Raw genomic sequence first — 22,153 nt, forward strand, 5'->3', positions numbered from 1 at the left:
CGAGGAAGGGCACATCCATGAGGATTCGTTCGGCGCGCACCCGCCTCGCGGTATCGGTCCTGGCCATCGGCCTGATTCTCGGTGGCTGCGGGGGTTCGGACACCGGCGGCGTCGAGGCCGGGTCCGGGTCGATCGGCACCACCAACGACATCAATCCGCACGACCCCAGCGAGCTACGCGACGGCGGAAACCTGCGGTTGGCGTTGTCGGGTTTCCCCCCGAATTTCAACACCCTGTCCAACGACGGCAACGACACCGAGATCGGCGCCATGCTGAAGCCGATGATGCCCCGCGCCTTCAGCACCGACGCCTCGGGAGCGCTGTCGGTGAACCACGACTACTTCACCGACGTCGCGCTCACCGGCACCGACCCCCAGCAGGTCACGTACACGATCGACCCGAAGGCCGTGTGGTCGGACGGCACCCCGATCACGTGGGCGGACATCCAGTCTCAGGCCGCAGCGCTCAGCGGGAAGAACAAGGAATTCCTGATCGCGAACACGTCCGGGTTCGAGCGGGTGGACAGGGTCGAGCGCGGCGTCGACGACCGTCAGGCGGTGATCACATTCGCCGAGCCGTACGCCGAATGGAAGGGCCAGTTCGCGGGCAATTCGATGCTGTACCCGAAGTCGGTCACCGCGACCCCCGAGACGTTCAACGAGAGTCTGCGCGACGGGGTCACACTGACGTCGGGACCGTTCCGGATCGCGTCGATCGACAGGGCGCAGAACCGAATCACGCTGGGCCGCAACCCCGCGTGGTGGGGCAACACTCCGAAACTCGACACCATCACCTACAGCGTGCTCGACGACTCGGCGCGAATTCCCGCTCTGCAGAACAACGAGATCGACGCGTCCGGACTGGGCACCATCGACGAGGTGAAGACCGCGCAGGGTTCGGCAGGCATCGCGATCCGCCGGGCACCGGGAAACCAGTTCTCGCACATCACGTTCAACGGAGCGGAGGGATCGATCCTCGCCGATCCGGAATTGCGGGTGGCGCTGTCCAAGGGCATCGACCGGCAAGGCATCGCGACCGCGATCCAGAACGGTCTGGTCGACGATCCCCAGCCGCTGAACAACCACGTCTACCTCAACGGCCAGGAAGGCTACCAGGACAACAGCGCAGCCGTCTCCTACGACCCCGAGGAGGCCGCGAGGCGGCTCGACGAACTCGGCTGGACACTCAACGGCGAGTTCCGGGAGAAGGACGGGCGCAGGCTCGAGATTCGCGACGTGATGTACCAGTCGACCACCTGGGTTCAGATCGCGCAGATCCTTCAGCAGAACCTCGCGCAGATCGGCGTCAAGCTGAACATCGACACCCGTGGCGGCACCGGGTTCTTCACCGATGTCATCCAGCCCGGCGACTTCGATATCGCCCAATTCTCCTGGGTGGGTGATCCGTTCCCACTCAGCGGCCTGCCGCAGATCTACGCGTACAACCCCGACGACCTGCAGGGAAATTACGGCCGGATCGGTTCGCCCGAACTGAACGCGCTGATCGAGCGGACGATCTCGGAACTCGACCCCCAGAAGGCGATCGAACTGGCCAACGAAGTGGACAACGCGGTGTTCGAAGAGGGATTCTCGCTGCCGCTGGTGCAGGCGCCGGGCAACGTCGCGGTGCGCGACAACCTGGCGAACTTCGGCGCCGCCGGCCTCGCGTCCTACGACTACACCACGATCGGCTTCCTGAATTAGCGGGTTCGCGGCCGTCCGCTACCCCGTTGCCGTCAGCGCGTGCGCGCTGGTGGTGTGCGGCGGGTTCGCCGTGGTCGCCGACGCCGATCAGCTCAGCGCACTGGTCGTGGTGGCGGCGACGGTGCTCGGTGTCACCGGCTACACGTGGTTCGCTGCCACCCGTTCGGGGTCGGAGCCGGGTCGGCCCGCCACGGTGCACCGGGTACGCCAGCAGCATCGGCTGACCAGCAGGTCCTGGATCGAGGTTCGTGAGGAACCGGGTTCACTGTGGATTCCGGTGTTCTTCGATCCCGCGCTGATCACGATGCCGACCCCGACCGCGGCGACGGTGCACGACGCGGGGCGTCGCCGTGTCGTGGTCTGGGAAGGCCGTCGACTCCGCCCGTCCGGGCGAGCGCGTCGTTCGGAGCCGGCCGGGCGGTTGATCGACAACCCGTCGCGCCCGGATCCGGACGGCCCGGTGCGCGCCCGGGCGGCCGCTCGACCGGTCCGCCGGATCGTCCTCGACGCCCAGTTTGCGGTGGCGGCACCGTTCGTCGGGGCACTGTGGGTGTACGTCGCGGGCGGTGGGCTTCCGGCGTACGCGGGCGCGACCTGTGTGGCTGCGGCTGTCGCGGTGTGGTTGGCGGCCGTCCGCGGCTCCGACCCCAGCTGAGGGGTCAGGACATGGTGACGCCCGCGCTGACGAAACACGGCAGCAGTCCGGCGATCTCGCTCAGCACGGGGCCGAATCCCACGGCTGCGGGCACCGGGTCGTTGACGAACGCGACACCCCGGAACCCGGTGGTGAGGTTGGTGAACTGCACCACGGCACCGTTCCACTGCGCGAGCGGCGCGGCGGTGGTGTACCGGATCCGGTCGGGCGCGACCCGCTCCGCGTTGAACGTCAGCCACGCGCCGGGGGCACACGTCGACATCGAGCCGGGAACGAAGGGCGCCGCCGAGGCGGCCGCGGGCACTGCGAACGACAGTGCGCCGGCGGCGGCGATCACTGCACCCAACCGGCCCACCACTTGTCGAGTAGACATCGGAATTCCTTTCGGGGCGCGCCAATCCGTCTCCCCGAGTACGGCGGAACCGCGTCACTGAGTGTGAATACCAGGTCAGAGAATTATATCCCCGCAGGTACCTCCCACCGCCAGGGTCAGGAGGCGTCACCCACGTCCAATTCGAGGCGGTCCTCTTCGAGCAGGACCACCCGGACGGCGCAACTACGTCTTTCATGGCAGCGTCTACGTAGATTTCATACTGTCTGCCACTGATGTGGCGGGCGATAGAGATGTACGTGTGTCACGGCTACCCGCATCACCGTGCGGTGGTATGGGTTTGACCGTGTCCCACACCGACGCTTGTGATGCAGGAACATGCTGTTTCGAATTCACCCCCAACCGCCGTGTTGTGGTGGGTAGGCTGCGGCGGACCCGTCGGTGCCGTGGCCTGCTCGGGGTGGGACCGTGCTTGTCGCGGCAGCGGCGTACCGGTGCATGTTCGGCCACCCGGACCGCGGACAATTGCCCACGCCGTCTGGTGGCTTTGTTTCTGCCGAGCAGTGCGCGTTTAGCCAGGTTCACCCCGGCCATATGGTCGCGTTTACCACCGACCCGGCAGCGGGGACACCACGCGTCGTGATAGCCGCCGGGGCGGGCAAGCGGTTCGTCGCAGCCCGGACACAGTGCGGAGGAACCTCGGGCCGGCACCGACACCACCGCGACACCGACACCTGTGGCGGTGTGCGCGAGGGCGGCGACCGCTTGGCGGCGGGCGGACTGCGCGGCCCGGTTGTTGTTGACTCGTCCGTGTCCGCGGGTCTCGAGGGTGGTGAGATCTTCCACCGCGATCACCTGCGCGCCCGCCGCCTCGGCGTAGTCGGTGACCTGGCGGGCGAAATGGAACGCCAGTTCCCGGTTGATCTTTCCCCGCTTGACGCCCACCGCGGTCCGGTGGTCGTTCAGGACGGCGATCTTCGTCTCCAGCCGGGCGCGGACCTCGGGTGGGGCGGTGGCGGCCAGCCGCGTCAACCGGGCCGCCTTGCGGTGCAGCATCTGCCCCTCGGCTTGCAGGCGTGCCAGTTTGATCCCGAGGCCGCGGTCGTCGTAGGTCCAGCCCAGGTAATCAGAGGATAACCCGTCCGGGCCCTCTGCTGCGATGGCGGCGGCACCGAGAGTGGACGGGGACCAATCGACGCCCACCGCCGCCGCGCCGTCCATTAGATCGGCTTCAGGGACGAGCTCGGTAGCGGCGCACCGCCACAACAGACCCCGGCGATCGAGGACCAGGGTCGGCAGATGCCAGTCGGAGACAGCTCTGCCGTGCAGGTGCGCGGGGACGGCGGCGGTCAGCCGGACCCGCCGCCACTGCGCCCGCCCTGCCGGGGTCGGGCAGGTGGGCAACTTCACCGTCAACACCAGCTCGTCACCGGTGACGGCAAGCTGCGCGAGCTGCCGATCGGCGGCCGACAGCCGTGCCATCGCGCTCGTCTGCGGCGGACCCTGCACCTCGGTGATCCGCAACCGGCCGGCCGGTGCCCCGCCGCCGCGGCGAGAGCGGGCGACGAGCTGACGTTGCACGCCCCGAGCGAAGCCCGACGGCACGTCGTCCGCCGACCCGACCGGCGGCGCCACAACCCCGGTGGCCGGGTCGAATCGGGCCGACAGTGCCGTGATCGCGGCGTCCCGGTAGGCCAAGGTCCGCAGGGTCGCCATCACCTGCGCCGTCACCACCCGGGTCACCCGCGACGGCACATAGACCCCGTCCGGAAAGATCGGGTTCCAGCCGAGACGTGCCGCGGCGGCATGACCTTGCACGGGCAACCTACGGTCCTGACGGTCACGACCGGCGGCAAGCACATCGAACGTCGCCGGCAGCCACAGCCGCGACACCAACTCGGCGCCGGCCGCGGTGATCAGGTCGAGGAGCCACCCCACCCGGGTATCGACGTCGTCGAGGCCGATCGGCTCACCGGTCGCATCGTCGACTGCCCCGTATGGGCGGGTGGTGAAGGCGAATTGCCGCGGCGCAGTCGTTCCCGGCCCGGTCATGCCGGCCAACCAGGATCCAGGCACAGCCGAACGAACCGAGTCACGTCCAGTTGACGACAGTGGTCGCCGCCGCAGCAACCAAAACCGAATGGTGGGCCGGTGCCGTCGCATCCGCGAGGGTGTAGCGGGCAGGTGCTGTGATCGCCGGGATCAACTCCCGCCGCCCGCCAGACCGCCAGCGCTGCGTCGGACACAACGTCCGCCCACGGCCCCCTGGCACGATCTTTCATCGCACGGAAAGCGACGCCGCGGACCGTCAGCATCGCTAATTCGGTAAACCGACCCCTTGGTCGCGTCGTCGAGCATCCGGCCGCACCCCGCCCGCCGGTCCCTCGAGACCCGAACCGCGATCCGTATAGACCCAATACACCTCGCCACCAATATTGCGACAACAGTTGGCGGCCTCCGGGATCGAACGCCAGGAGAGGGCGGCTTCGAATCCCAGTCTTCTCTCACCCGCCGCAATACACACGAGTAGCGGACCACTCGGTTTGCAATATTTTCGTCGGGCCGCGGGGGTCAGCTCTGCGCGAAGTTGAGGTAGGCCTTCGACGGTGTCGGGCCGCGCTGGCCCTGGTACTTGGAGCCGACTGCGGAGCTGCCGTACGGGTGTTCCGCCGCGCTCGACAGCCGCAGCAGGCACAGCTGGCCGATCTTCATCCCGGGCCACAGGGTGATGGGCAGGTTCGCGACGTTGGAGAGCTCCAGCGTGATGTGCCCGTTGAAGCCGGGGTCGATGAACCCGGCCGTGGAGTGCGTCAACAGCCCGAGGCGGCCGAGCGAGGACTTACCCTCGAGGCGTCCCGCCAGGTCGTCGGGCAGCGAACACACCTCCAGCGTGGAGCCGAGAACGAACTCACCGGGGTGCAGAACGAACGGCTCCCCCTCGGCCGGCTCGACCAGCGTCGTCAGCTCGTCCTGCCGCTGAGCTGGGTCGATGTGCGTGTAGCGGGTGTTGTTGAACACCCGGAACAGGCTGTCGAGGCGCACATCCACGCTCGAGGGCTGGACCATCGAATCATCGAACGGGTCGATGCCCAGACGTCCAGCGGAAATTTCGGCACGGAGATCGCGATCGGAGAGGAGCACAGGTAAAGGTTAACGGGTGTGGATGGCCATCGAGAGCAGCAGTTCGGTGCAGGTGTCCACGAGCTCCTCCTCGGGGAGGGCCACCGTGCCGTTCAACCACGCCGTCAGGGTCTGCGCCAGGCCACCGACCATGAAGTGCGCGGCCAGGTCGAGGCGCGGGCTCTCGGCCACCTCGTAGTACCCGACCGTCTGCTTCGTGACCAGGCCCGCGAACAGCCGCGAACTGTCGAGGCGGCGCTGCGCCAGCACCGCGCTCGACTGCGCCACCGAGAACATCAGACGGCCCTGACGCGGATCCTCGGCGACCTCCCGCACGATGTTGCGGACCCCGGCGCGCACGATGTCGCGTTCACCGGGCCCGGCGTTCGACACGGCATCCAGGGTGCTGGTGGCGATCCGATCCACGACGTGGTCGTAGACGGCGACGGTGAGCGCGTCGCGGTCGGTGAAGCTCTCGTAGAAGTAGCGGGTGGCGAGTCCGGCCTGCTTGCAGACTCCGCGCACGGTCAGGGCGTGGTCGCCCTCCGCGCTGCCCAGCAGGTCGAGTCCGGCCTCGATGAGCTGGCCACGTCGTTCCGATGTGCGCTGGTCGCGCTCCTGGCCGCCATAGACGCGTCCGCCGTCGCCCGTCGAGTGTCCGACCTTCGCGTTCACCGGTGCGGTAGCCATGCGCACCATCTTTCCACTGGACTCTGGACGGCGAACATATATGTGAGTACGGTCGTGTTCAGATAGCGAATCCGCGGTGGGGAGAGGGAACAAGAATGTCGACGTCACTCGAAGTACCGGACCGTCTCGATCAGGTCATGGACGGCGCCGGACTACTGGCAGGCGCAGCGAACATCATCATGCAACTCGCCCATCCCGGGGTCGGGTACGGCGTGTACGAGAGCAAGGTCGAGAGCGGCCAGCTGTTCAGGCATCCGATCAAGCGGACCCGCACCACGCTGACCTACCTCGTGGTGGCGGCCCGCGGCACCGACGAGGAGAAGGCGGCCTTCCGCAAGGGCGTCAACCGCGCCCACGCCAAGGTGCGCTCCACCCCCGACAGTCCCGTGCAATACAACGCATTCGATCCCGAACTGCAGCTGTGGGTGGCCGCCTGCATCTACCGGGGGTTCGAGGACGTCAACCGCGCCCTGCACGGCGACCTCTCCCCCGCCGCCGCCGAGTTCTTCTACAAGGAAGGCGCCACGTTCGGCACCACGCTTCAGGTACCCCCGGAGATGTGGCCCGAAGACCGAGTCGCGTTCGACGAGTACTGGAACAAAGCCCTCGACAAGGTGTCGATCGACGACACCATCCGCGAACACGTCCTCTCCATCGCACGCCTCGAATTCCTGCCCGCCATCGTCTCCCGCCTGTTCGGCCGGCTCAACATGTTCTTCACCAACGGCTTCCTGCCCCAGCAGTTCCGCGACGAAATGCACCTGACATGGACCGACAAGGATCAGAAGCGCTTCGACCGGACCCTGCGCACCATCGGCGCCGTCAGCAGGCGCATCCCCGTCCGAATCCGGGAGTTCCCCTACAACCTGCTCATGTTCGATCTGCGACGCCGAATGAAGGCCGGCAAGCCCCTCGTATGACACACCGCGTGTGCGCCCGGGTAGTCCGGATCACCATCTGATAATGTTTCCGCCGCAGGGTGTTGGGCCTGCCTACGGGCGCCCAATATCGTGCGCGCCGATGTAGTTCAATGGCAGAACATCAGCTTCCCAAGCTGAATACGCGGGTTCGATTCCCGTCATCGGCTCCATCCATTCCATCCACCCCGCATCCACGCCCTGCGTCGTCCAGCCCGCCCCACCCACTCGACCCATCCGTCCGTTGGTTGGCGGTTGTCGGGGGTTGGCAGGCGGCGATCACCAAATTGCTCGATAAATTGAGTTGAGTCGAAACTTATTCCCGGCCCAGCTCGGCCGGGGCATCGGAGTGGCAACGCGGTCCTCGACGGCGCCGACGCGGTGATGCTCTCCGGTGAAACCTCGGTCGGTGCATACCCGCTCGAGACCGTCGCGACGATGGCGCGGATCCTCACCGCCGTCGAACACGAATCCACACCCCGCTGCCGCTGCTGGAATTCGCCCCGGTACCCCGGATGAGCAACGAACCCGCGCTCATCTGGGGTACCGAAACCTTCCTCGTCAACCCGGTCCAGTCGACCGACGAGATGATCCGCCAGATCGACACCGACTCCTCCGGTTGGTCCGCTACCAGAGCGTGGACCTCGTCGTCATCGTTGCCGGCTCGCCCTCGCCCACCGTCGGATCCACCAACCTCATCCACATCCATCGCGTCCGCGAAGACGACTTCACATCGGTCCGGCCACCTGCCGCCACGGATCGTCGTCGGCACTGTGCGAATCCGGTCGGGAGTGGGCGTCTGGTACGTCGCAGTGGTCCGCTGCGATGCGGAAAGGATCGAGATCGGCGAATGGACGAACATCCAAGACGGCTGCGTCCTCCGCGCAGATCCCGGTTTCCCGCTTGTTATCGACACAGGGGTATCGATGGACACACGCGATCCTGCACGCCTGCACGATCGGCGACGACCTCCTCGTCGGCATAGGTGCGACGGTGATGAACGGCGCCCGCGTGGGGGCCAGCACCCTGATCGCCGGCATCCCCGGAAAGGTCCGGCGTTCCCTGACAACATAGGAACTAGGAGTACCCCTCGGCCGAACGCACCTTATCCGCGTCGAGCGGTGGTGTCTCGCACCTGAATCCCGTACGGCAGTATCTCTTTGCGTGCGGGTCCCTTGTCGCCGGCGAGACGTTGGAGAAGCATGCGTGCGGCGCGTTGGCCCATCAGATCCCGCGGCACGGTCACGGTGCTCAACTGGAGGGGGCCGGCGCTGGAGAAGCTCATGTCGTCGAACCCGGTCAGGGCCAGGTCTTCCGGCACGCGCTTGCCGATTTCCCGGGAGACGTCGAGAACGCCGAGCGCGATCATGTCGTTACCGCAGACGATGGCGTCTATCTCGGGGTGTTCGGCGAAGAGTGCTCGGGCGCGCAACGCGCCGGCCGGTCGGGTCAACTCTCCCCACACGTCGGGTTCGTTGACCGCGCGCAGACCCGCTTTGGCCAGGGCGTCACGGTATCCGTTCATGCGGTTGACCGACACGCTCGAGGTGTCGGGGCCGCCGAGGATGGCGACCTTGCGCCGGCCGGTGGCGACCACGTGGGAGGCGATTTCGAACGAGGCGGAGTAGTCGTCGATGCCGACCCAGTCGGAGGGTTCGTCTTCGATCTTGCGGTAGAGCTGCACAACGGGGATGTTCTCGTGGCGGAGCTTGTCGAGGAGAGGTTTGTCGGCGGCGACGAGCGAGGTGAAGATCAGGCCGCTGCAATTTCGGTCGACTTGCGCGAACGCGACATCCGATTGCCGCGAACCGTCCACGCCGACGTGGGAGACGAACACCTCGTAGCCTTCTTCGGCGGCGGCGGCGACCACTCCCCCGGCGACCTCGGTGTAGAAGGGATTCGCGATGTCCGCCAGAAGTAGCCCGATTGCTTTCGTGGTGCCCGAGCGCAGTTCCCGGGCGATCCTGCTGGGTCGAAACCCCATCTCCTCGGCGATGGCGAGGATCCGCTGGCGGCTCTCGTCGCTGACCCCGGGCGCCCCGCTGAGTGCGTAGGAGACCGCGGCAGCAGATACCCCCGCCTTGCGGGCGACATCGCTCATCGTCACTCGCCGGGTGCGGCCACCGTTGGACTTACTGTCGGTCATGCGCGCCAGCTTACGCGGTTAAGTGATGCTTTCAGGGGCGGCACGGCGCCGCGTCCTGCACAAACGCCATCGCTGATTCGTTTAAGTTGTATGAAACTCCGCCAATGACTCCTTAATCACTCGGGCGACTACCCAGACTCTAACCATTTAGCCAGTTAAGGGCACTATTGAAGCACTGAAGCGTCACCACTTGTGCGCTGAAACACAACGATGTACGGTCACTTATGCGATTAAGCGAAAGGAGAGCATCGTGAGTTCCACTGTTGAGATGAAGAACGAAGAGGCTGTGCCTTACACGGGTCCGAAGCCGTACGGGATGAGTGACGATCTGATCGTTCCGGGTGCGCTGGATCTGGACTGTGACGAGCGGCTGTGGGTTCCGCAGTCGCAGGATGTCGAGTTCCGGCCGCTGGTGTTGTCGGCGAGCCAGGGCTATTTCGTGAACATTCTGCGGGTGCGCCGTTCGGGGATCCTGTCCCGGCACCGGCACGCCGGTGCGGTGCACGCGTTCACCCTGCGGGGCCGCTGGCACTACCTCGAGTACGACTGGTGGGCCGAAGAGGGCACCTACGCGTTCGAGCCGCCCGGCGACATCCACACCCTCGAGGTCCCCGAAGACGTGACCGAGATGGCGACCCTGTTCCACGTGAGCGGCGCGTACATCTACGTCGACGTCGACGGCAACACCGTCGGCATCGAAGATGTGTTCAGCAAGATCGACAAGGCCCGCGCGCACTACGAGAAGATCGGTCTCGGCGCCGACTACGTCGACCGCTTCATCCGCTGACACTGCGGCGGACACCGCCCGACATGGCGCAACCACACCGAGTGCCCTCGGCACTCGGGGGCGGTGTCCGCCGGCGCCCCACCCTCTCATCCCTGAGCCCGGCAGCGGGCGAAAGTTAGCAGGTTCCCCATGCGAGCTCTGACCAAGAGAAGTGCCACTCCCCACGACGTCCTGGTGCAGGACCTGCCCAAGCCCGAACCGGGCCCGGGACAGGTGCGGGTACGCACCGAGGCGTGCGGGCTGTGCGGCAGCGACGTGCACGCCTGGCGTCACGACACCGGCTACGAATGGATCCGCCCCCCGGTCGTGCTCGGACACGAGGCGGTCGGATACGTCGAAGCCCTCGGCGAGGGCGTCGACCCGACCTGGATCGGCAAACGCGTTGTCCCCGTTGCCATCGACGGCTGCGGCGTGTGCGATCTGTGCGAGCGCGGTTTCCGGCAGATCTGCCCCCGGCGCACCGTCCTCGGATTGTCCTTCGACGGCGCCGCCGCCGAATCGTTCGTCGTCCCCGAGGTCCGCCTCGTCGAGGTCGACCGGCATCTGCCTGCGTCGACCCTGGCGCTGACCGAACCACTGTCGGTCGCCTGCCGCGCGGTCGCGCACATCGAGAACGCCGCCGACGGCCCCACCCGGGTGGTGGTATCCGGGCCCGGACCGATCGGCACGATGGCCGCCCTCGTCCTCGCCCAACGCGGCCACGATGTCGTGCTCTCCGGGGTCGGCAACGATGAGAACGTGCGATTGCCGCTGGCCCGCGCGCTCGGTCTGCGCACCGTGATCGCCGGCCGGGACGCGCTGCCTTTCATTCCCACCGCCTGGGTCGACGCCTCCGGTTCGACGGCAGCGCTCGATGCTGCCATCGCCGCGGTCCTGCCCGGCAGCCCCATCTCCGTCGTCGGCCTGTTCGCCCGCACCGGACCGGTCGACTTCAACGCCGTCACCCGCAAGGAGATTCGTCTACAGGGCAGTTACGGATCAACGAAGGTCGACTACCGGGCCGCTGCCGACGCGATGGCCGCCGACCCGACACCGTGGCCCCGGCTGGTGACCGAAATTTCCCTCACTGATGCGGCTTCGGCGCTCGAACGCGCCGCGGCCGGTCACGACATGAAGGTCGTGCTCGTCCCATGACCACACCGGACCCCACCCCTGTCCCGAAAGGACACGCCATGTCCACACCCGACGTTGCGGCCGAACCCGCAACCCACGCGGCCGGGCGCACCTCGATCGTCAAGGTCGCCTTCGCCAGCATGATCGGCACGGCCGTCGAATGGTATGACTTCTTCCTCTACGGCTCGGCCGCCGCGCTGGTCTTCGGGCCCCTGTTCTTCCCCGACAGCGAACCGGCCACCGCCACCCTGCTGGCGTTCGCCACGTTCGCGGTGGGCTTCTTCGCCCGCCCGCTCGGCGGGATCGTCTTCGGCCACTACGGCGACAAACTCGGTCGCAAGAAGATGCTGGTCGTCAGCCTGCTCATGATGGGCGCCGCGACCTTCGCCATCGGCCTGCTGCCGACCTTCGCGAGCATCGGTATGGCCGCACCGCTCCTGTTGATCGGCTGCCGACTGCTGCAGGGCTTCGCCGTCGGCGGCGAATGGGGCGGAGCGGTCCTGATGGCCGCCGAACACGGTGACAACGACCGCCGCGGATTCTGGACGTCGTGGACCCAGGCCGGCGTACCCCTCGGAAACCTCCTCTCGGCGGTGGTGCTGTGGGTGCTGGCATTGTTCCAGAGCGACGAAGCCTTCGATTCCTGGGGCTGGCGAATTCCCTTCCTGCTCAGCGCCGTACTGGTCCTGATCGGTCTCTGGATCCGGCTGAGCATCGAAGAATCCCCGGTCTTCGCCGCCAACAAGAAGGCCCTCGAGAACCACAAGGCCGAGCACGCACCGATCATCGAGGTCCTGCGCAAATACCCCCGCGAGGTGCTCATCGCGATGGGGCTGCGGTTGGTGGAGAACACCTCGTACTACATCTTCACGGTCGTGGTGATGACCTACATGGTCACCTACCTGGATATGCCCAAGAGCGCCGCCATCGCGGGTGTGCTGATCGCCTCCGTCGCGCAGTTCTTCCTCACCCCGATCATCGGCGCCCTGTCCGACCGGGTCGGCCGGCGACCGCTGTACTTCACCGGCGCACTCGGTGCCGGCATCTGGGGATTCGTCTTCTTCCCCCTCATCGACACCGGCAACCAAACCGTCATCGCGGCGGCGATCTTCATCGGCCTCATCTTCACCACCCTGATGTACGCGCCGCAGGCGGCGATGTTCTCCGAACTGTTCGGCACCAGCGTCCGCTACAGCGGCGCCTCTCTTGGGTACCAGCTCGCCTCGGTGTTCGCCGGCGGCCTCGCCCCCGTCATCGCGGTCGCGCTGCTCGGCACCGTCGAGGAAAAGAACACCATCGCCGTCAGCATCTACCTCGCCGTCCTCGCCGTGATCACCATCATCGCGGTGATCGCCGCCAAGGAAACCGCCCGCACCTCCCTCGAACACGACCGGGTCCTCGACGAGGCCACCCGCAACTGATGAGCCGCCGGGCCGGTGTGCGGCGCTCACCCCGCACACCGGCCCGGTCACCACCATTCGAAAGAGCCTCCCCCATGAACACACCCGCCCACACCACGGTTATGGACCTGTTCCGGCTGGACGGCAACGCCGCCCTCGTAACCGGTGCCTCCCGCGGCCTCGGCCGCGCACTCGCCATCGCACTCGCCGAGGCGGGAGCCGACATCCTCGCCGTCGACATCGGCGACCTCGACCAGGTCGCCAAGGAGGTGCGCGCCCGGGGCGTTCACTGCGCCACCCGTACCGCCGACCTCAGCAACCTGACCCCCGACACCGCGGCCGAGTTGATCTCCTGGGCCAAAGCCGAGTTACGGCCTCCGACGATCCTGGTCAACAACGCGGGCATCATCCGCCGCGGCCCGGCAATCGAAACCCCTGCAGCGGACTGGTCGGCGGTGCTCGACCTCAACCTCACCACCCCCTTCCTGCTCAGCCAGGCCTTCGCACAGGCCGCCCTCGACGATAATGCCGCCGCGAGCATCATCAACATCGCCTCGATCAACTCCTTCCAAGGCGGAATGGAGGTCCCGTCCTACGCCGCCTCCAAGCACGGCATCCTCGGACTGACCCGAGCGCTCGCGAACGAGTGGGCACCCCAACGCATCCGCGTCAACGCAATCGCCCCCGGCTACATGGAAACCGAATTCACCGCCGCGCACCGCGAGGACCCCGCCCGGGCGGAGAACATGCTGCGCCGCATCCCCGCCGGCACCTGGGGCCGACCGGAAGATCTTGCAGGCGCAGCCGTCTTCCTCGCCTCGGCCGCATCCGCCTACGTCACCGGCACCGCCCTGTCCGTCGATGGTGGATGGCTGTCCCGATAACACCGCGACCACCACTCGGAGGAGCCGCCATGGCATCGACACCGCAGAACCGTACCGACGTCCCCGCCGCCGATGCCCGATCGTGGCTGCTCGTATCCGCAGCACACAGCAGGCACTTCACCGAAACACACACCGGAGCGGCCGACGCCGTCATCTACGACCTCGAAGACGGTGTCGTCCCCTCCGCGAGACCCACGGCACGAGAAGCCCTCCACCTCTGGTTCTCTCGCGGCGGCACCGGCTGGGTCCGCGTCAACCCGCCGGCACCGAGGACTGGAGCCATGACCTCGACGCACTCGAGGCAACACCCGGGCTCTTGGGCGTGATGCTCGCCAAATGCGAGTCGGCAGAGCACGTCACCGAGACCGCCGCCCGATTGCCCGCCCGGACCCCCGTTATGGCACTCGTCGAATCGGCCCTCGGCATCGAACGCGCCTACGACATCGCCTCCGCACAGCCCACTTCCCGGCTCGCCTTCGGAAGCGGCGATTTCCGCCGCGACACCGGGGCAGCCGATCTCGCGCCTGCTCTGTCCTATGCCCGGGACGATCGGTGGTGGCGAGCCAGGCAGCGGGTCTGCCCGGCCCCATCGACGGTCCCACCCTCACCTCCGCCGACGACGCGCTCGCCGATGCCCTGACCGTGACGCGCACGATGGGCATGTCGGGCAAGCTGTGCATGCACCCGGGACAAGCCCCCGTCATCAACCGCGCCCTGAGCCCCACCGACACCGACATCGACTGGGCCCGCCAGATCATCGACCAACTCGGCGTCGACGGTGCGCGCATCGAAAATGGCAGTGACCTGCCGAAACTCGGCCGAGCGCGGACGATCAGCCGCCTCGCCACCGTCTTCGCACCAGCACCAAATGGTCGACGTGGACGTTCTCGGCTTCGACACCGGCGCGGCGCAGCGCATCGACCTGGTGGTCGGAGTCTGGTCTGCGCTGGAGACCCGTGCGTAGCCGCGATTACCGACACTCACTTACCGATGTACCGCCACGGGCGAGGGCACTCGGCAGCCGTTCGGGAAGTAGGCGTGCTGCGTGCGCGGCAGCCGGGGAGTTCCACGTCAAGCTGCTCGACCGACCGGTCTAGGAGGTGACCCGCGAGGTGTTGGTTTCGAGCTGTCGGCGGATCGCGTCGCCGAGGGTTTGGGTGGTGGCGGTGCCACCGATGTCGGGGGTGAGGGTGTCGCCGCCGACGGCGAGGACGTCCTCGACTGCGGTCATGACGGCGGCGGCAGCCTCGGTCTCGCCGAGGTGGTCGAGCATCATGCTCGCGCTCCAGATCTGCCCGATCGGGTTGGCGATGCCCTTGCCCGCAATGTCGGGGGCCGATCCGTGGACCGGTTCGAACAGGCTCGGGAACGTGCGCTCGGGGTTGATGTTTCCGCTGGGGGCCACGCCGATGGTGCCGGTGCAGGCCGGGCCGAGGTCGGAGAGGATGTCACCGAAGAGGTTGCTGGCGACGACGACGTCGAACCAGTCCGGGTGCAGAACGAAGTTCGCGGTGAGGATGTCGATGTGGTACTTGTCCACCGCGACATCGGCGAAGTTCTGGGCCATCGCTTCGACGCGCTGATCCCAGTACGGCATCGTGATGGAGATGCCGTTGCTCTTCGTCGCGGAGGTGAGGTGTTTCTTGGGCCGGGACTGGGCGAGATCGAAGGCGTACTTCAGGATTCGGTCCACACCGGTTCGCGTCATGACCGTTTCCTGGATGACGGTTTCGCGGTCGGTGCCCTCGAAGATCTTGCCGCCGATGCTCGAGTACTCGCCCTCGGTGTTCTCCCGCACCACGAAGAAGTCGACGTCACCGGGTTCGCGGCCCGCCAGCGGGCTGGTGATTCCGCGGAGCAGTTTGACCGGCCGCAGGCTCACGTATTGGTCGAAGTGGCGGCGGAACTGCAGCAGGCTGCCCCACAAGCTGATGTGGTCGGGGACCACCTCGGGCCAGCCGACGGCGCCGAAGAAGATGGCGTCGAACTGGTTGAGCTGGTCGAACCAGCCGTCGGGCAGCATCGTGCCGGTCTTGGTGTAGTAGTCGGCGCTGGCGTAGTCGTACTGCTCGTAGTCGAGTCGGAAGTCGAATGCCGACGCCGCGGCCTCGAGGACCCGTAGTCCCTCCGGGACGACCTCTGTCCCGATCCCGTCGCCGGGGATGACTGCGATCCGATGTGTTGCGCCCATGGTGTTGTGACTCCCTTCAGGGTCCAGAAATTCTGGCGTGCAGCACTTCGGCGCTGCCGCTTGGATAATTCGGGTGTTTGGTTATCGGGGCCGGTGAGGCCGCCCGGTCAGGCCGGCTCGCGTGAGGTCGCGCCCTCGCGTTCCTCGAGGGCGCGGATGGCGCTGGCGGTGAGGCTTTCGGTGATGTGTCGGCGCATCAGCTCGCCGGTGCCGGCCGCATCGCCCGCGACGACCAGGTCGAACAGCTGGCGGTGTTCGTCGAGGTCGCGGATGCGGGGTTCGTCTCCGGGAGGGAGTTCGAGGCCGACGCGGCGATATCGGTCGGATTTGTCCCAGACGTCGTCGAGTAACCGGATCAGCACGTCGTTGTGGGAGGCGACGTAGAGGGCACGGTGGAATTCGCGGTGGGCTTGCAGGCCCTCTTCGCCCCATTGACGTGTGACCGGCACCAGTCGGCTCAGGGCGGAGCGCATGAACAGGATGTCCTGATCGGTGCGCCGTGCGGCGGCCAGTTCGGCGGCGGTGGGGTCGAGGGAGAGGCGGACCTCGAAGAGCTGGCGGGCCTCCTGTGCGCTCATCTGCGCCACTCGCACGTCGCGGTGTGAGTCCATCTCCACGAGCCCTTCGCTGCTCAGGCGGCGGATCGCCTCCCGCAGCGGGGTGATGCTCATCTTGAGGCTGTCGGCGAGTTCGTACTGCGCCAGGCGTGATCCCGGGGCGAGTTCGCCGCTCAAGATCAGCCGACGGAGCTCGCCGTACGCAACGTCGCCCTTGCTCGAATAGACGTTCATGACGTTCGTCGGCTGCATGTGCCCTCCCTCACCCAATCCTCGGTCTGTGCTCCCGGCCACAAATTGGCCCTTGTGTCCGGCGCCACGATCAGTCTAACATCGCTCTTGCATCTTATAAGACTTACAACTTATAAGACCGATACGAGAGGGAACCATGAAGATCATTTCCGTACACGAGGGCATCGTCCCGATCAGCTCGTCCATCCGGAACGCCTGGATCGACTTCAGCAAGATGGACTGCTCGATCGTGGCGATCGTCAGCGACGTCATGCGAGACGGCGAACCGATCGTCGGCTACGGCTTCAACTCCAACGGCCGCTACAGCGCCGGAGAGATCCTGCGCCGCCGCGCCATCCCCCGGCTGCTCGACGCCGACCCCGAAGCGCTGCTCGACGAGGCCGGCGACCTGGACCCGACCCGGGCCTGGGAGATCATGATGAAGAACGAGAAGCCGGGCGGCCACGGCGAGCGCTCGGTCGCGGTCGGTGTCATGGACATGGCCCTGTTCGACCTCGCGGCGAAGATCGCCGACAAGCCGCTCTACCGCTACCTCTCCGACAAGTACGGTGACGGCCGGCCCGACGACTCGGTCTTCGTCTACGCCGCCGGCGGCTACTACGCGCCCGGCAAGACCCTGAAAGACCTGCAGGACGAGATGCGCGGCTTCCTCGACATGGGCTACAACGTGGTCAAGATGAAGATCGGTGGCGCAGACCTGGCCGAGGACCTCCAGCGTATCGACGCCGTCCTCGAGGTCCTCGACGGCGACGGATCCCGCCTCGCGGTAGACGTCAACGGCCGCTTCGACCTGGCGACCGCCCTCGAATACGGCAAGGCCATCGAGCCCTACAACCTGTTCTGGTACGAAGAGGTCGGCGACCCGCTCGACTACCGCCTCAACGCCGTGCTGTCCGAGAACTACTCCGGCCGGATTGCCACCGGTGAGAACCTCTTCTCGCTGCAGGACGCCCGGAACCTGATCCGCTACGGCGGCATGCGCCCGGACCGTGACATCATCCAGGTCGACCCCGCCCTGAGCTACGGCCTCACCGAATACCTGCGGGTGCAGGAGATGCTGAAGGACCACGGGTGGTCCTCGCGCCAGTGCATCCCGCACGGCGGACACCAGTTCTCCCTGCACATCGCCGCCGCACTGAAGCTGGGCGGCAACGAGTCCTACCCGGGCGAATTCCAGCCGACCGGCGGCTTCGCCGACGGTGCCGTCGTCGAGAACAGCCGGGTCGGGCTCACCGAGATCCCCGGCATCGGGTTCGAGGGCAAGGCCGCCTTCTACAAGGTGCTCCGCGCACTGCACCACTGACCCCCAACCTCCATGGTTCCGGCTGATGCGGGGACCGCCACCTGGTCCGATGTGCGAAGGAGCACTCGCGATGACTACTACCACCATGTCCCCGAGCCATACAGAACCTGAACGCTCGCGGCTCAGCCGACTGATGCGCGAGTTGTGGTTCCAAGTGCTGCTGGGGGCGGTCCTCGGAATCACGGTCGGCGTCCTGCTCCCGGACGTCGGCGCCGCTCTCAGCCCGTTGAACGACTGGTTCATCGGCATCGTCAAGATGATCGTCGTCCCGGTCGTGTTCTGTGTGGTCACACAGAGCATTGCGTCGATGGACAGCCTCCGGAAGGCCGGCCGGATCGGTGCCAAGGCGCTCGGCTACTTCATGGTCCTGTCGCTGTTGTCGATGCTCATCGGGCTGGTCGTGGCGAACGTCTTCAAACCGGGCGCGGGCATGAACATCAATCTCGCCGAGCTCGACACCGAGAGCATCCCCGGCGCCGGCCAGGCCCACGGCACGGTCGACTTCATCGACCGCATCATCCCGACCAACCTGTTCGGTGCCGTCACCGGCAACGAAATCCTTGCCGCACTGCTGGTCTCGATCGTGTTCGGCTGCGCCCTCAACGTCTCCGGCGAGAAGGCCGCACCGATCAACGAAGGCATCTCCGCGCTGACCTCCGTGGTGTTCAAGATCGTCGGCTGGGTCATGCGTCTGGCCCCGATCGGCACCTTCGGCGCCTTGGCCTCGGTCGTCGCCAAGTACGGCGCCGAGAGCCTGCAGCAGCTCGGCTACCTGATCCTGCTGTTCACCGGCACCTGCATCGTGTACGTCATCGTGGTCCTGGGGGTCATCAGCCGCGCCTGCGGAGTCGGCCTGTTCTCGCTGATGCGGTACCTCAAGGCCGAACTCCTGGTCGCGCTGAGCACCTGCTCGAGCGAGGCGGTGCTGCCGCAACTGGTCCGCAAGCTCGAGGACCTCGGTGTCGGTAAGCCGGTCGTCGGCATCGTGATCCCGTCCGGGTTCTCGTTCAACCTCGACGGATCCGCGGTCTACCTGACGATGGCCTCACTGTTCCTCGCCCAGGCAGTCGGAATCGACCTGTCCTGGCAGCAGCAGCTGATCATGGTCGGGGTGATGATGCTGACCAGCAAGGGAACCGCCGGTATCGCGGGCGGAGCGTTCATCGTCCTCGCCAGCACGATCACCGCCGTCGGCCACGTCCCCCTCGCCGCGCTCGCCCTGATCGTCGGTGTCGACCGCATCCTCAACGAGGGCCGGGTCTTCATCAACGTTCTCGGCAACGCGATGGCCACCATCGTGATCGGCAAGTGGGAGAACGACTTCGACGCCGAGAAGGCACGAGCAGTGCTCGGTGCCCGGCCCGGCAAGCACGAAGAAGCCGGAAAGTAACCAACAGTGCCGACATGACAGGGCGAGGTGGCCGCGGCGACGCGGCCACCTCGCCCTGCCGCATTCGGCCGCAACACACACACGAACTCGAGAGGAAATGACCTGTATGTCACGCGTTCTGGTGACCACCGACTACCTCGGGCCCGGTGACGACATCGACACCCTGCTGCGCCGGCACGGACACGAGGTGACCTACGCACCCGCCCGCCGCGCCCGCAACCGCGCGGAAGCGTTGGCGTTGTTCGACGGAATCGACGGAGCCGTCATCGCGAGCGAACCTATCACCGCGGACATGCTCGAGACCGCCACGTCCCTGAAAGTCATCGCCCGCAGCGGCGTCGGCTACGATTCCGTCGATCTCGCGGCAGCCGCCCGCCACGGCGTCCGAGTGTGCAACACCCCCGGCGTCAACCACGACGCGGTCGCCGAAATGACGATCGCCCTGATCCTGACGACCGCCCGTAAACTTTCCGCCGTCCTCTGCGGAGTCCGGGACGGCCGCTGGCCCCGCGACGCCGGCCGCGAACTGCGCGGATCCACCCTCGGCATCATCGGCTACGGACCCAGCGGCCGGGCCGTGGCCCAACTCGGTCTGGCGTTCGGAATGTCGGTGGCCGTGCACACCGCACACCCCACCGGCGACCCGGGCATCGAATTCGTCGACCTCGACACCGTCACCGCCACCGCGGACTACCTGTCCCTGCACACCCGCGCCGCCGCCACGACCGAGCACCTGATCGACCGCAAGCGCCTGCAGGCGATGAAGAACACCGCGGTCCTGATCAACACCGCCCGCGGCAGCCTGGTCGACGAGGACGCCCTCGCCGACGCCCTCGAGGCCGGAGACATCGCCGGCGCCGCACTCGACGTCGTCGCCCGAGAACCTCTCCCCGCCGACAGCCGACTCCGCGGCCTCGACAACGTGCTCATCACCTCACACCTGGCCGGTCAGACCGTCGAGGCCCGCAACCGCGCCGGTCTCGCCGCCGCCCAGGCCGTGATCGACGTCCTCGCCGGCCGCGAACCCGCTCATCCGGTCGATAAGGAAACGGTATGACCATGACCGAGAAACTCTCGACACCTCCCCGCGCGGTAGACGCCGAAATCTCCCGTACCTGGCTGCTGGTCAACGCAACTCGGACAGACACCTTCGACGACGCCGACCAGTCCCGGGCCGACCAGATCGTGCTCGACATCGAAGACGCCGTCGACCCCACCGCGAAACCCGACGCCCGTGTCGACGTCACCCGATGGCTGGAAGAACGATCGGCGTGGGTCCGGATCAACGACCGCTCGACCCCCTTCTGGTCCGACGACGTCGACACCTTGAAGGGCCTTCCCGGCCTGGCCGGGGTGATGCTCGCCAAGACCGAGTCCGCCGAGCAAGTGACCGAAACCTTCGACCGCCTCGGCGGCGCGACCCCGGTGCTCGCACTGATCGAGTCCGCCCTGGGCATCGAGGAAGCCCCACAGATCGCACGTGCCCGAGGCGGCTTCCGCCTGGCCTTCGGCAGCGGCGACTACCGGCGCGACACCGGCACCGGAGCCGACGACCTCGCCATGGCCTATCCGCGCTCACGCCTGGTCATCGCCAGCAGACTCGGTAACCTCCCCGGCCCGATCGACGGACCCACCGTCAGCGACGACCACGCAGTCCTCCACGAGAAATCCACGCTGGCTACCACCCTCGGACTGACCGGCAAGCTGTGCCTGAAAACCGACCACCTGCCCGTCATCAACGCCGCCATCAGCCCCACCACCGACGACGCCACCTGGGCCCGGGACTTCCTCGCCGACTTCGAAGCCCGTGGCCGCATCATCCGCGACGGCAGCGACCTGCCCCGTCTGGGCCGCGCCCAGAAGATCGCCCGGCTGGCTACGGCATTCGGAGTTCTCTCGCCATGAACGCTGCCCACCCTGCAGTGCACAGCGTCTGTGCAGCCACTGCTGATCCTCACGATGCGAGGTAGCGCCACATGTCGTCGACTACCCTTTCGACCCACCTGTATGCACCGCGGACCGATTTATGGGACTGGCAACTTCGCGCCACCTGCAGACAGGTCGAAACCGACCTGTTCTTCCCCCAGGAAGGCGAAACCCATCACGATCGACGGGGCCGCGAGCGGGCAGCCAAACGGATCTGCCGCACCTGCCCGGTGCTCGCCCAATGCCGCACCCACGCCCTGAGCGTCGGCGAACCCTTCGGAATCTGGGGCGGCACCACCGAGGACCCCGACGGTTGACCATCTCCCACAGCCACCCACCACCGGGCAAACGACCGCCCCAATCCTGAACTGCAGTACACGGATCCACAATCGCCACGCGACCCCTCACGGCACCCACCCACCGAGAAAGTGAGAACATGCCCCTCTTCGTCGTCGAGTACACCTACTCCGCCGTCACCGCTGCAGGCCGCGATGAACACCGCACCGCACATCGAGCCTGGCTCGCCGACCTCGTCGAACAGAAGACCGTGATCGTCTCCGGCCCCTACGCCGACGACTCCGGCGCATTCATCGTCGTCGCCGCCGACACCGCCGAGACCGTCGAACAGCTCTTCGCCCAAGACCCCTTCGTGACCCACGGACTGGTTCCCACCCACAGGATCATCGAATGGACGCCGGTCCTCGGAACGCTCATCCACTAACCGGCTGGCGCAGCGATACCACCCGACGGTGGGCACCGCCCTCCGACCGGCTGGAGTCGCGACGGTG

General features: G+C 66.8%; 21 protein-coding genes, 1 tRNA gene and 2 pseudogenes. 17 read left to right on the forward strand and 7 right to left on the reverse strand.

Translation table 11 applies throughout. The features are described from left to right. Positions 1 to 17 precede the first annotated feature (17 nt). Positions 18 to 1,703, forward strand: coding sequence for an ABC transporter family substrate-binding protein (locus HGB39_RS00470; protein WP_005573301.1), 1,686 nt, complete (start codon positions 18 to 20; stop codon positions 1,701 to 1,703). A 49-nt stretch (positions 1,704 to 1,752) separates the two neighbouring features. Next, entirely contained in the window at positions 1,753 to 2,358 is a 606-nt protein-coding gene (locus tag HGB39_RS00475) for a hypothetical protein (RefSeq protein ID WP_064080610.1), read from the forward strand. A gap of 4 nt (positions 2,359 to 2,362) precedes the next feature. Here the strand turns inward: HGB39_RS00475 and HGB39_RS00480 are convergent, their stop codons facing one another. The 4 genes from HGB39_RS00480 to HGB39_RS00495 all read right to left on the reverse strand — a co-directional run bounded on the left by HGB39_RS00480 (position 2,363) and on the right by HGB39_RS00495 (position 6,508). After that, positions 2,363 to 2,731 (reverse strand): hypothetical protein, encoded by a 369-nt coding sequence (locus tag HGB39_RS00480; protein WP_039952841.1) that lies wholly within the window; start codon positions 2,729 to 2,731, stop codon positions 2,363 to 2,365. A 204-nt stretch (positions 2,732 to 2,935) separates the two neighbouring features. Further along, on the reverse strand, positions 2,936 to 4,741 hold the full coding sequence (locus HGB39_RS00485) for a zinc ribbon domain-containing protein (protein WP_064080609.1): 1,806 nt from the start codon (positions 4,739 to 4,741) through the stop codon (positions 2,936 to 2,938). Between the two features lie 519 nt (positions 4,742 to 5,260). Beyond that, positions 5,261 to 5,830 carry a dCTP deaminase gene (gene dcd, locus HGB39_RS00490; RefSeq protein WP_005238072.1) on the reverse strand — a complete coding sequence of 190 codons (570 nt, stop codon included), beginning with the start codon at positions 5,828 to 5,830 and terminating at the stop codon, positions 5,261 to 5,263. A gap of 9 nt (positions 5,831 to 5,839) precedes the next feature. Further along, the gene (locus tag HGB39_RS00495; protein ID WP_005561031.1) at positions 5,840 to 6,508 is read right to left on the reverse strand and encodes a TetR/AcrR family transcriptional regulator; all 669 of its coding nucleotides are present in this window, start codon (positions 6,506 to 6,508) and stop codon (positions 5,840 to 5,842) included. An 86-nt stretch (positions 6,509 to 6,594) separates the two neighbouring features. Between HGB39_RS00495 and HGB39_RS00500 the strand changes: the two genes are divergently transcribed. The 4 genes and pseudogenes from HGB39_RS00500 to HGB39_RS38105 all read left to right on the forward strand — a co-directional run bounded on the left by HGB39_RS00500 (position 6,595) and on the right by HGB39_RS38105 (position 8,490). Then, positions 6,595 to 7,419 carry an oxygenase MpaB family protein gene (locus HGB39_RS00500; protein ID WP_005561030.1) on the forward strand — a complete coding sequence of 275 codons (825 nt, stop codon included), beginning with the start codon at positions 6,595 to 6,597 and terminating at the stop codon, positions 7,417 to 7,419. Between the two features lie 96 nt (positions 7,420 to 7,515). After that, a tRNA-Gly gene (locus HGB39_RS00505) sits at positions 7,516 to 7,589 on the forward strand. 147 nt (positions 7,590 to 7,736) lie between these two features. After that, positions 7,737 to 8,143 (forward strand): annotated as a pseudogene (locus tag HGB39_RS38100) (pyruvate kinase); the annotation flags it as partial. Between the two features lie 176 nt (positions 8,144 to 8,319). Further along, a complete protein-coding gene (locus tag HGB39_RS38105; RefSeq protein ID WP_182623748.1) occupies positions 8,320 to 8,490 on the forward strand; it encodes an LbetaH domain-containing protein in 171 nt (56 codons plus the stop codon). A gap of 31 nt (positions 8,491 to 8,521) precedes the next feature. On the opposite strand, the gene HGB39_RS00520 is transcribed toward HGB39_RS38105, so the two are convergent. After that, complete coding sequence (locus HGB39_RS00520; RefSeq protein ID WP_005561026.1) at positions 8,522 to 9,562, reverse strand: LacI family DNA-binding transcriptional regulator; 1,041 nt, start codon at positions 9,560 to 9,562, stop codon at positions 8,522 to 8,524. Between the two features lie 250 nt (positions 9,563 to 9,812). Between HGB39_RS00520 and HGB39_RS00525 the strand changes: the two genes are divergently transcribed. The 5 genes and pseudogenes from HGB39_RS00525 to HGB39_RS00545 form a co-directional block, all read left to right on the forward strand. Beyond that, positions 9,813 to 10,349, forward strand: a complete 537-nt coding sequence (locus HGB39_RS00525; protein ID WP_037203928.1) for a 2,4'-dihydroxyacetophenone dioxygenase family protein — start codon at positions 9,813 to 9,815, stop codon at positions 10,347 to 10,349. A gap of 129 nt (positions 10,350 to 10,478) precedes the next feature. Then, positions 10,479 to 11,483, forward strand: a complete 1,005-nt coding sequence (locus HGB39_RS00530) for an alcohol dehydrogenase catalytic domain-containing protein (RefSeq protein WP_005561022.1) — start codon at positions 10,479 to 10,481, stop codon at positions 11,481 to 11,483. A gap of 38 nt (positions 11,484 to 11,521) precedes the next feature. Continuing rightward, positions 11,522 to 12,883 (forward strand): MFS transporter, encoded by a 1,362-nt coding sequence (locus tag HGB39_RS00535; RefSeq protein WP_005561020.1) that lies wholly within the window; start codon positions 11,522 to 11,524, stop codon positions 12,881 to 12,883. Between the two features lie 74 nt (positions 12,884 to 12,957). Continuing rightward, on the forward strand, positions 12,958 to 13,746 hold the full coding sequence (locus HGB39_RS00540; protein ID WP_005561017.1) for an SDR family oxidoreductase: 789 nt from the start codon (positions 12,958 to 12,960) through the stop codon (positions 13,744 to 13,746). Positions 13,747 to 13,775: 29 nt separating this feature from the next. Beyond that, positions 13,776 to 14,604 (forward strand): annotated as a pseudogene (locus tag HGB39_RS00545) (HpcH/HpaI aldolase/citrate lyase family protein); the annotation flags it as partial. A 235-nt stretch (positions 14,605 to 14,839) separates the two neighbouring features. Here HGB39_RS00545 and HGB39_RS00550 read toward each other — a convergent pair. Together HGB39_RS00550 and HGB39_RS00555 are read right to left on the reverse strand one after the other, a co-directional pair. Next, complete coding sequence (locus HGB39_RS00550; RefSeq protein ID WP_005561013.1) at positions 14,840 to 15,937, reverse strand: tartrate dehydrogenase; 1,098 nt, start codon at positions 15,935 to 15,937, stop codon at positions 14,840 to 14,842. Positions 15,938 to 16,044: 107 nt separating this feature from the next. Further along, a complete protein-coding gene (locus tag HGB39_RS00555; protein ID WP_005561012.1) occupies positions 16,045 to 16,746 on the reverse strand; it encodes a GntR family transcriptional regulator in 702 nt (233 codons plus the stop codon). A 136-nt stretch (positions 16,747 to 16,882) separates the two neighbouring features. Here HGB39_RS00555 and HGB39_RS00560 point away from each other — a divergent pair, with 136 nt between their 5' ends. From HGB39_RS00560 to HGB39_RS00585, 6 genes are all read left to right on the forward strand, one after another. Further along, on the forward strand, positions 16,883 to 18,049 hold the full coding sequence (locus HGB39_RS00560; protein WP_005561011.1) for a mandelate racemase/muconate lactonizing enzyme family protein: 1,167 nt from the start codon (positions 16,883 to 16,885) through the stop codon (positions 18,047 to 18,049). Positions 18,050 to 18,119: 70 nt separating this feature from the next. After that, the gene (locus HGB39_RS00565) at positions 18,120 to 19,439 is read left to right on the forward strand and encodes a cation:dicarboxylate symporter family transporter (RefSeq protein ID WP_052023895.1); all 1,320 of its coding nucleotides are present in this window, start codon (positions 18,120 to 18,122) and stop codon (positions 19,437 to 19,439) included. Positions 19,440 to 19,545: 106 nt separating this feature from the next. Continuing rightward, positions 19,546 to 20,496 (forward strand): phosphoglycerate dehydrogenase, encoded by a 951-nt coding sequence (locus HGB39_RS00570; RefSeq protein WP_005561007.1) that lies wholly within the window; start codon positions 19,546 to 19,548, stop codon positions 20,494 to 20,496. Between the two features lie 2 nt (positions 20,497 to 20,498). Next, positions 20,499 to 21,344 carry an HpcH/HpaI aldolase/citrate lyase family protein gene (locus HGB39_RS00575; RefSeq protein WP_043787058.1) on the forward strand — a complete coding sequence of 282 codons (846 nt, stop codon included), beginning with the start codon at positions 20,499 to 20,501 and terminating at the stop codon, positions 21,342 to 21,344. A 71-nt stretch (positions 21,345 to 21,415) separates the two neighbouring features. Next, positions 21,416 to 21,682, forward strand: a complete 267-nt coding sequence (locus tag HGB39_RS00580) for a WhiB family transcriptional regulator (RefSeq protein WP_005257408.1) — start codon at positions 21,416 to 21,418, stop codon at positions 21,680 to 21,682. Positions 21,683 to 21,801: 119 nt separating this feature from the next. Beyond that, positions 21,802 to 22,086, forward strand: coding sequence for a YciI family protein (locus HGB39_RS00585; RefSeq protein WP_005561003.1), 285 nt, complete (start codon positions 21,802 to 21,804; stop codon positions 22,084 to 22,086). Positions 22,087 to 22,153 lie beyond the last annotated feature (67 nt).

The sequence above is a fragment of the Rhodococcus opacus genome, assembly GCF_012396235.1.
GTDB classification, from domain to species: domain Bacteria; phylum Actinomycetota; class Actinomycetes; order Mycobacteriales; family Mycobacteriaceae; genus Rhodococcus_F; species Rhodococcus_F opacus.

What these genes read in the sequence shown, in the direction of transcription:
- HGB39_RS00470 (WP_005573301.1), top strand. Translation starts at nt 18, where the DNA reads ATGAGGATTCGTTCGGCGCGCACCCGCCTCGCGGTATCGGTCCTGGCC.
- HGB39_RS00560 (WP_005561011.1), top strand. Translation starts at nt 16,883, where the DNA reads ATGAAGATCATTTCCGTACACGAGGGCATCGTCCCGATCAGCTCGTCC.
- HGB39_RS00575 (WP_043787058.1), top strand. Translation starts at nt 20,499, where the DNA reads ATGACCGAGAAACTCTCGACACCTCCCCGCGCGGTAGACGCCGAAATC.
- HGB39_RS00495 (WP_005561031.1), bottom strand. Translation starts at nt 6,508, where the DNA reads ATGGTGCGCATGGCTACCGCACCGGTGAACGCGAAGGTCGGACACTCG.
- HGB39_RS00530 (WP_005561022.1), top strand. Translation starts at nt 10,479, where the DNA reads ATGCGAGCTCTGACCAAGAGAAGTGCCACTCCCCACGACGTCCTGGTG.
- HGB39_RS00480 (WP_039952841.1), bottom strand. Translation starts at nt 2,731, where the DNA reads ATGTCTACTCGACAAGTGGTGGGCCGGTTGGGTGCAGTGATCGCCGCC.
- HGB39_RS00565 (WP_052023895.1), top strand. Translation starts at nt 18,120, where the DNA reads ATGACTACTACCACCATGTCCCCGAGCCATACAGAACCTGAACGCTCG.
- HGB39_RS00585 (WP_005561003.1), top strand. Translation starts at nt 21,802, where the DNA reads ATGCCCCTCTTCGTCGTCGAGTACACCTACTCCGCCGTCACCGCTGCA.
- HGB39_RS00540 (WP_005561017.1), top strand. Translation starts at nt 12,958, where the DNA reads ATGAACACACCCGCCCACACCACGGTTATGGACCTGTTCCGGCTGGAC.
- HGB39_RS00580 (WP_005257408.1), top strand. Translation starts at nt 21,416, where the DNA reads ATGTCGTCGACTACCCTTTCGACCCACCTGTATGCACCGCGGACCGAT.
- HGB39_RS00550 (WP_005561013.1), bottom strand. Translation starts at nt 15,937, where the DNA reads ATGGGCGCAACACATCGGATCGCAGTCATCCCCGGCGACGGGATCGGG.
- HGB39_RS00535 (WP_005561020.1), top strand. Translation starts at nt 11,522, where the DNA reads ATGTCCACACCCGACGTTGCGGCCGAACCCGCAACCCACGCGGCCGGG.
- HGB39_RS00555 (WP_005561012.1), bottom strand. Translation starts at nt 16,746, where the DNA reads ATGCAGCCGACGAACGTCATGAACGTCTATTCGAGCAAGGGCGACGTT.
- HGB39_RS00570 (WP_005561007.1), top strand. Translation starts at nt 19,546, where the DNA reads ATGTCACGCGTTCTGGTGACCACCGACTACCTCGGGCCCGGTGACGAC.
- HGB39_RS00485 (WP_064080609.1), bottom strand. Translation starts at nt 4,741, where the DNA reads ATGACCGGGCCGGGAACGACTGCGCCGCGGCAATTCGCCTTCACCACC.
- HGB39_RS00500 (WP_005561030.1), top strand. Translation starts at nt 6,595, where the DNA reads ATGTCGACGTCACTCGAAGTACCGGACCGTCTCGATCAGGTCATGGAC.
- HGB39_RS00520 (WP_005561026.1), bottom strand. Translation starts at nt 9,562, where the DNA reads ATGACCGACAGTAAGTCCAACGGTGGCCGCACCCGGCGAGTGACGATG.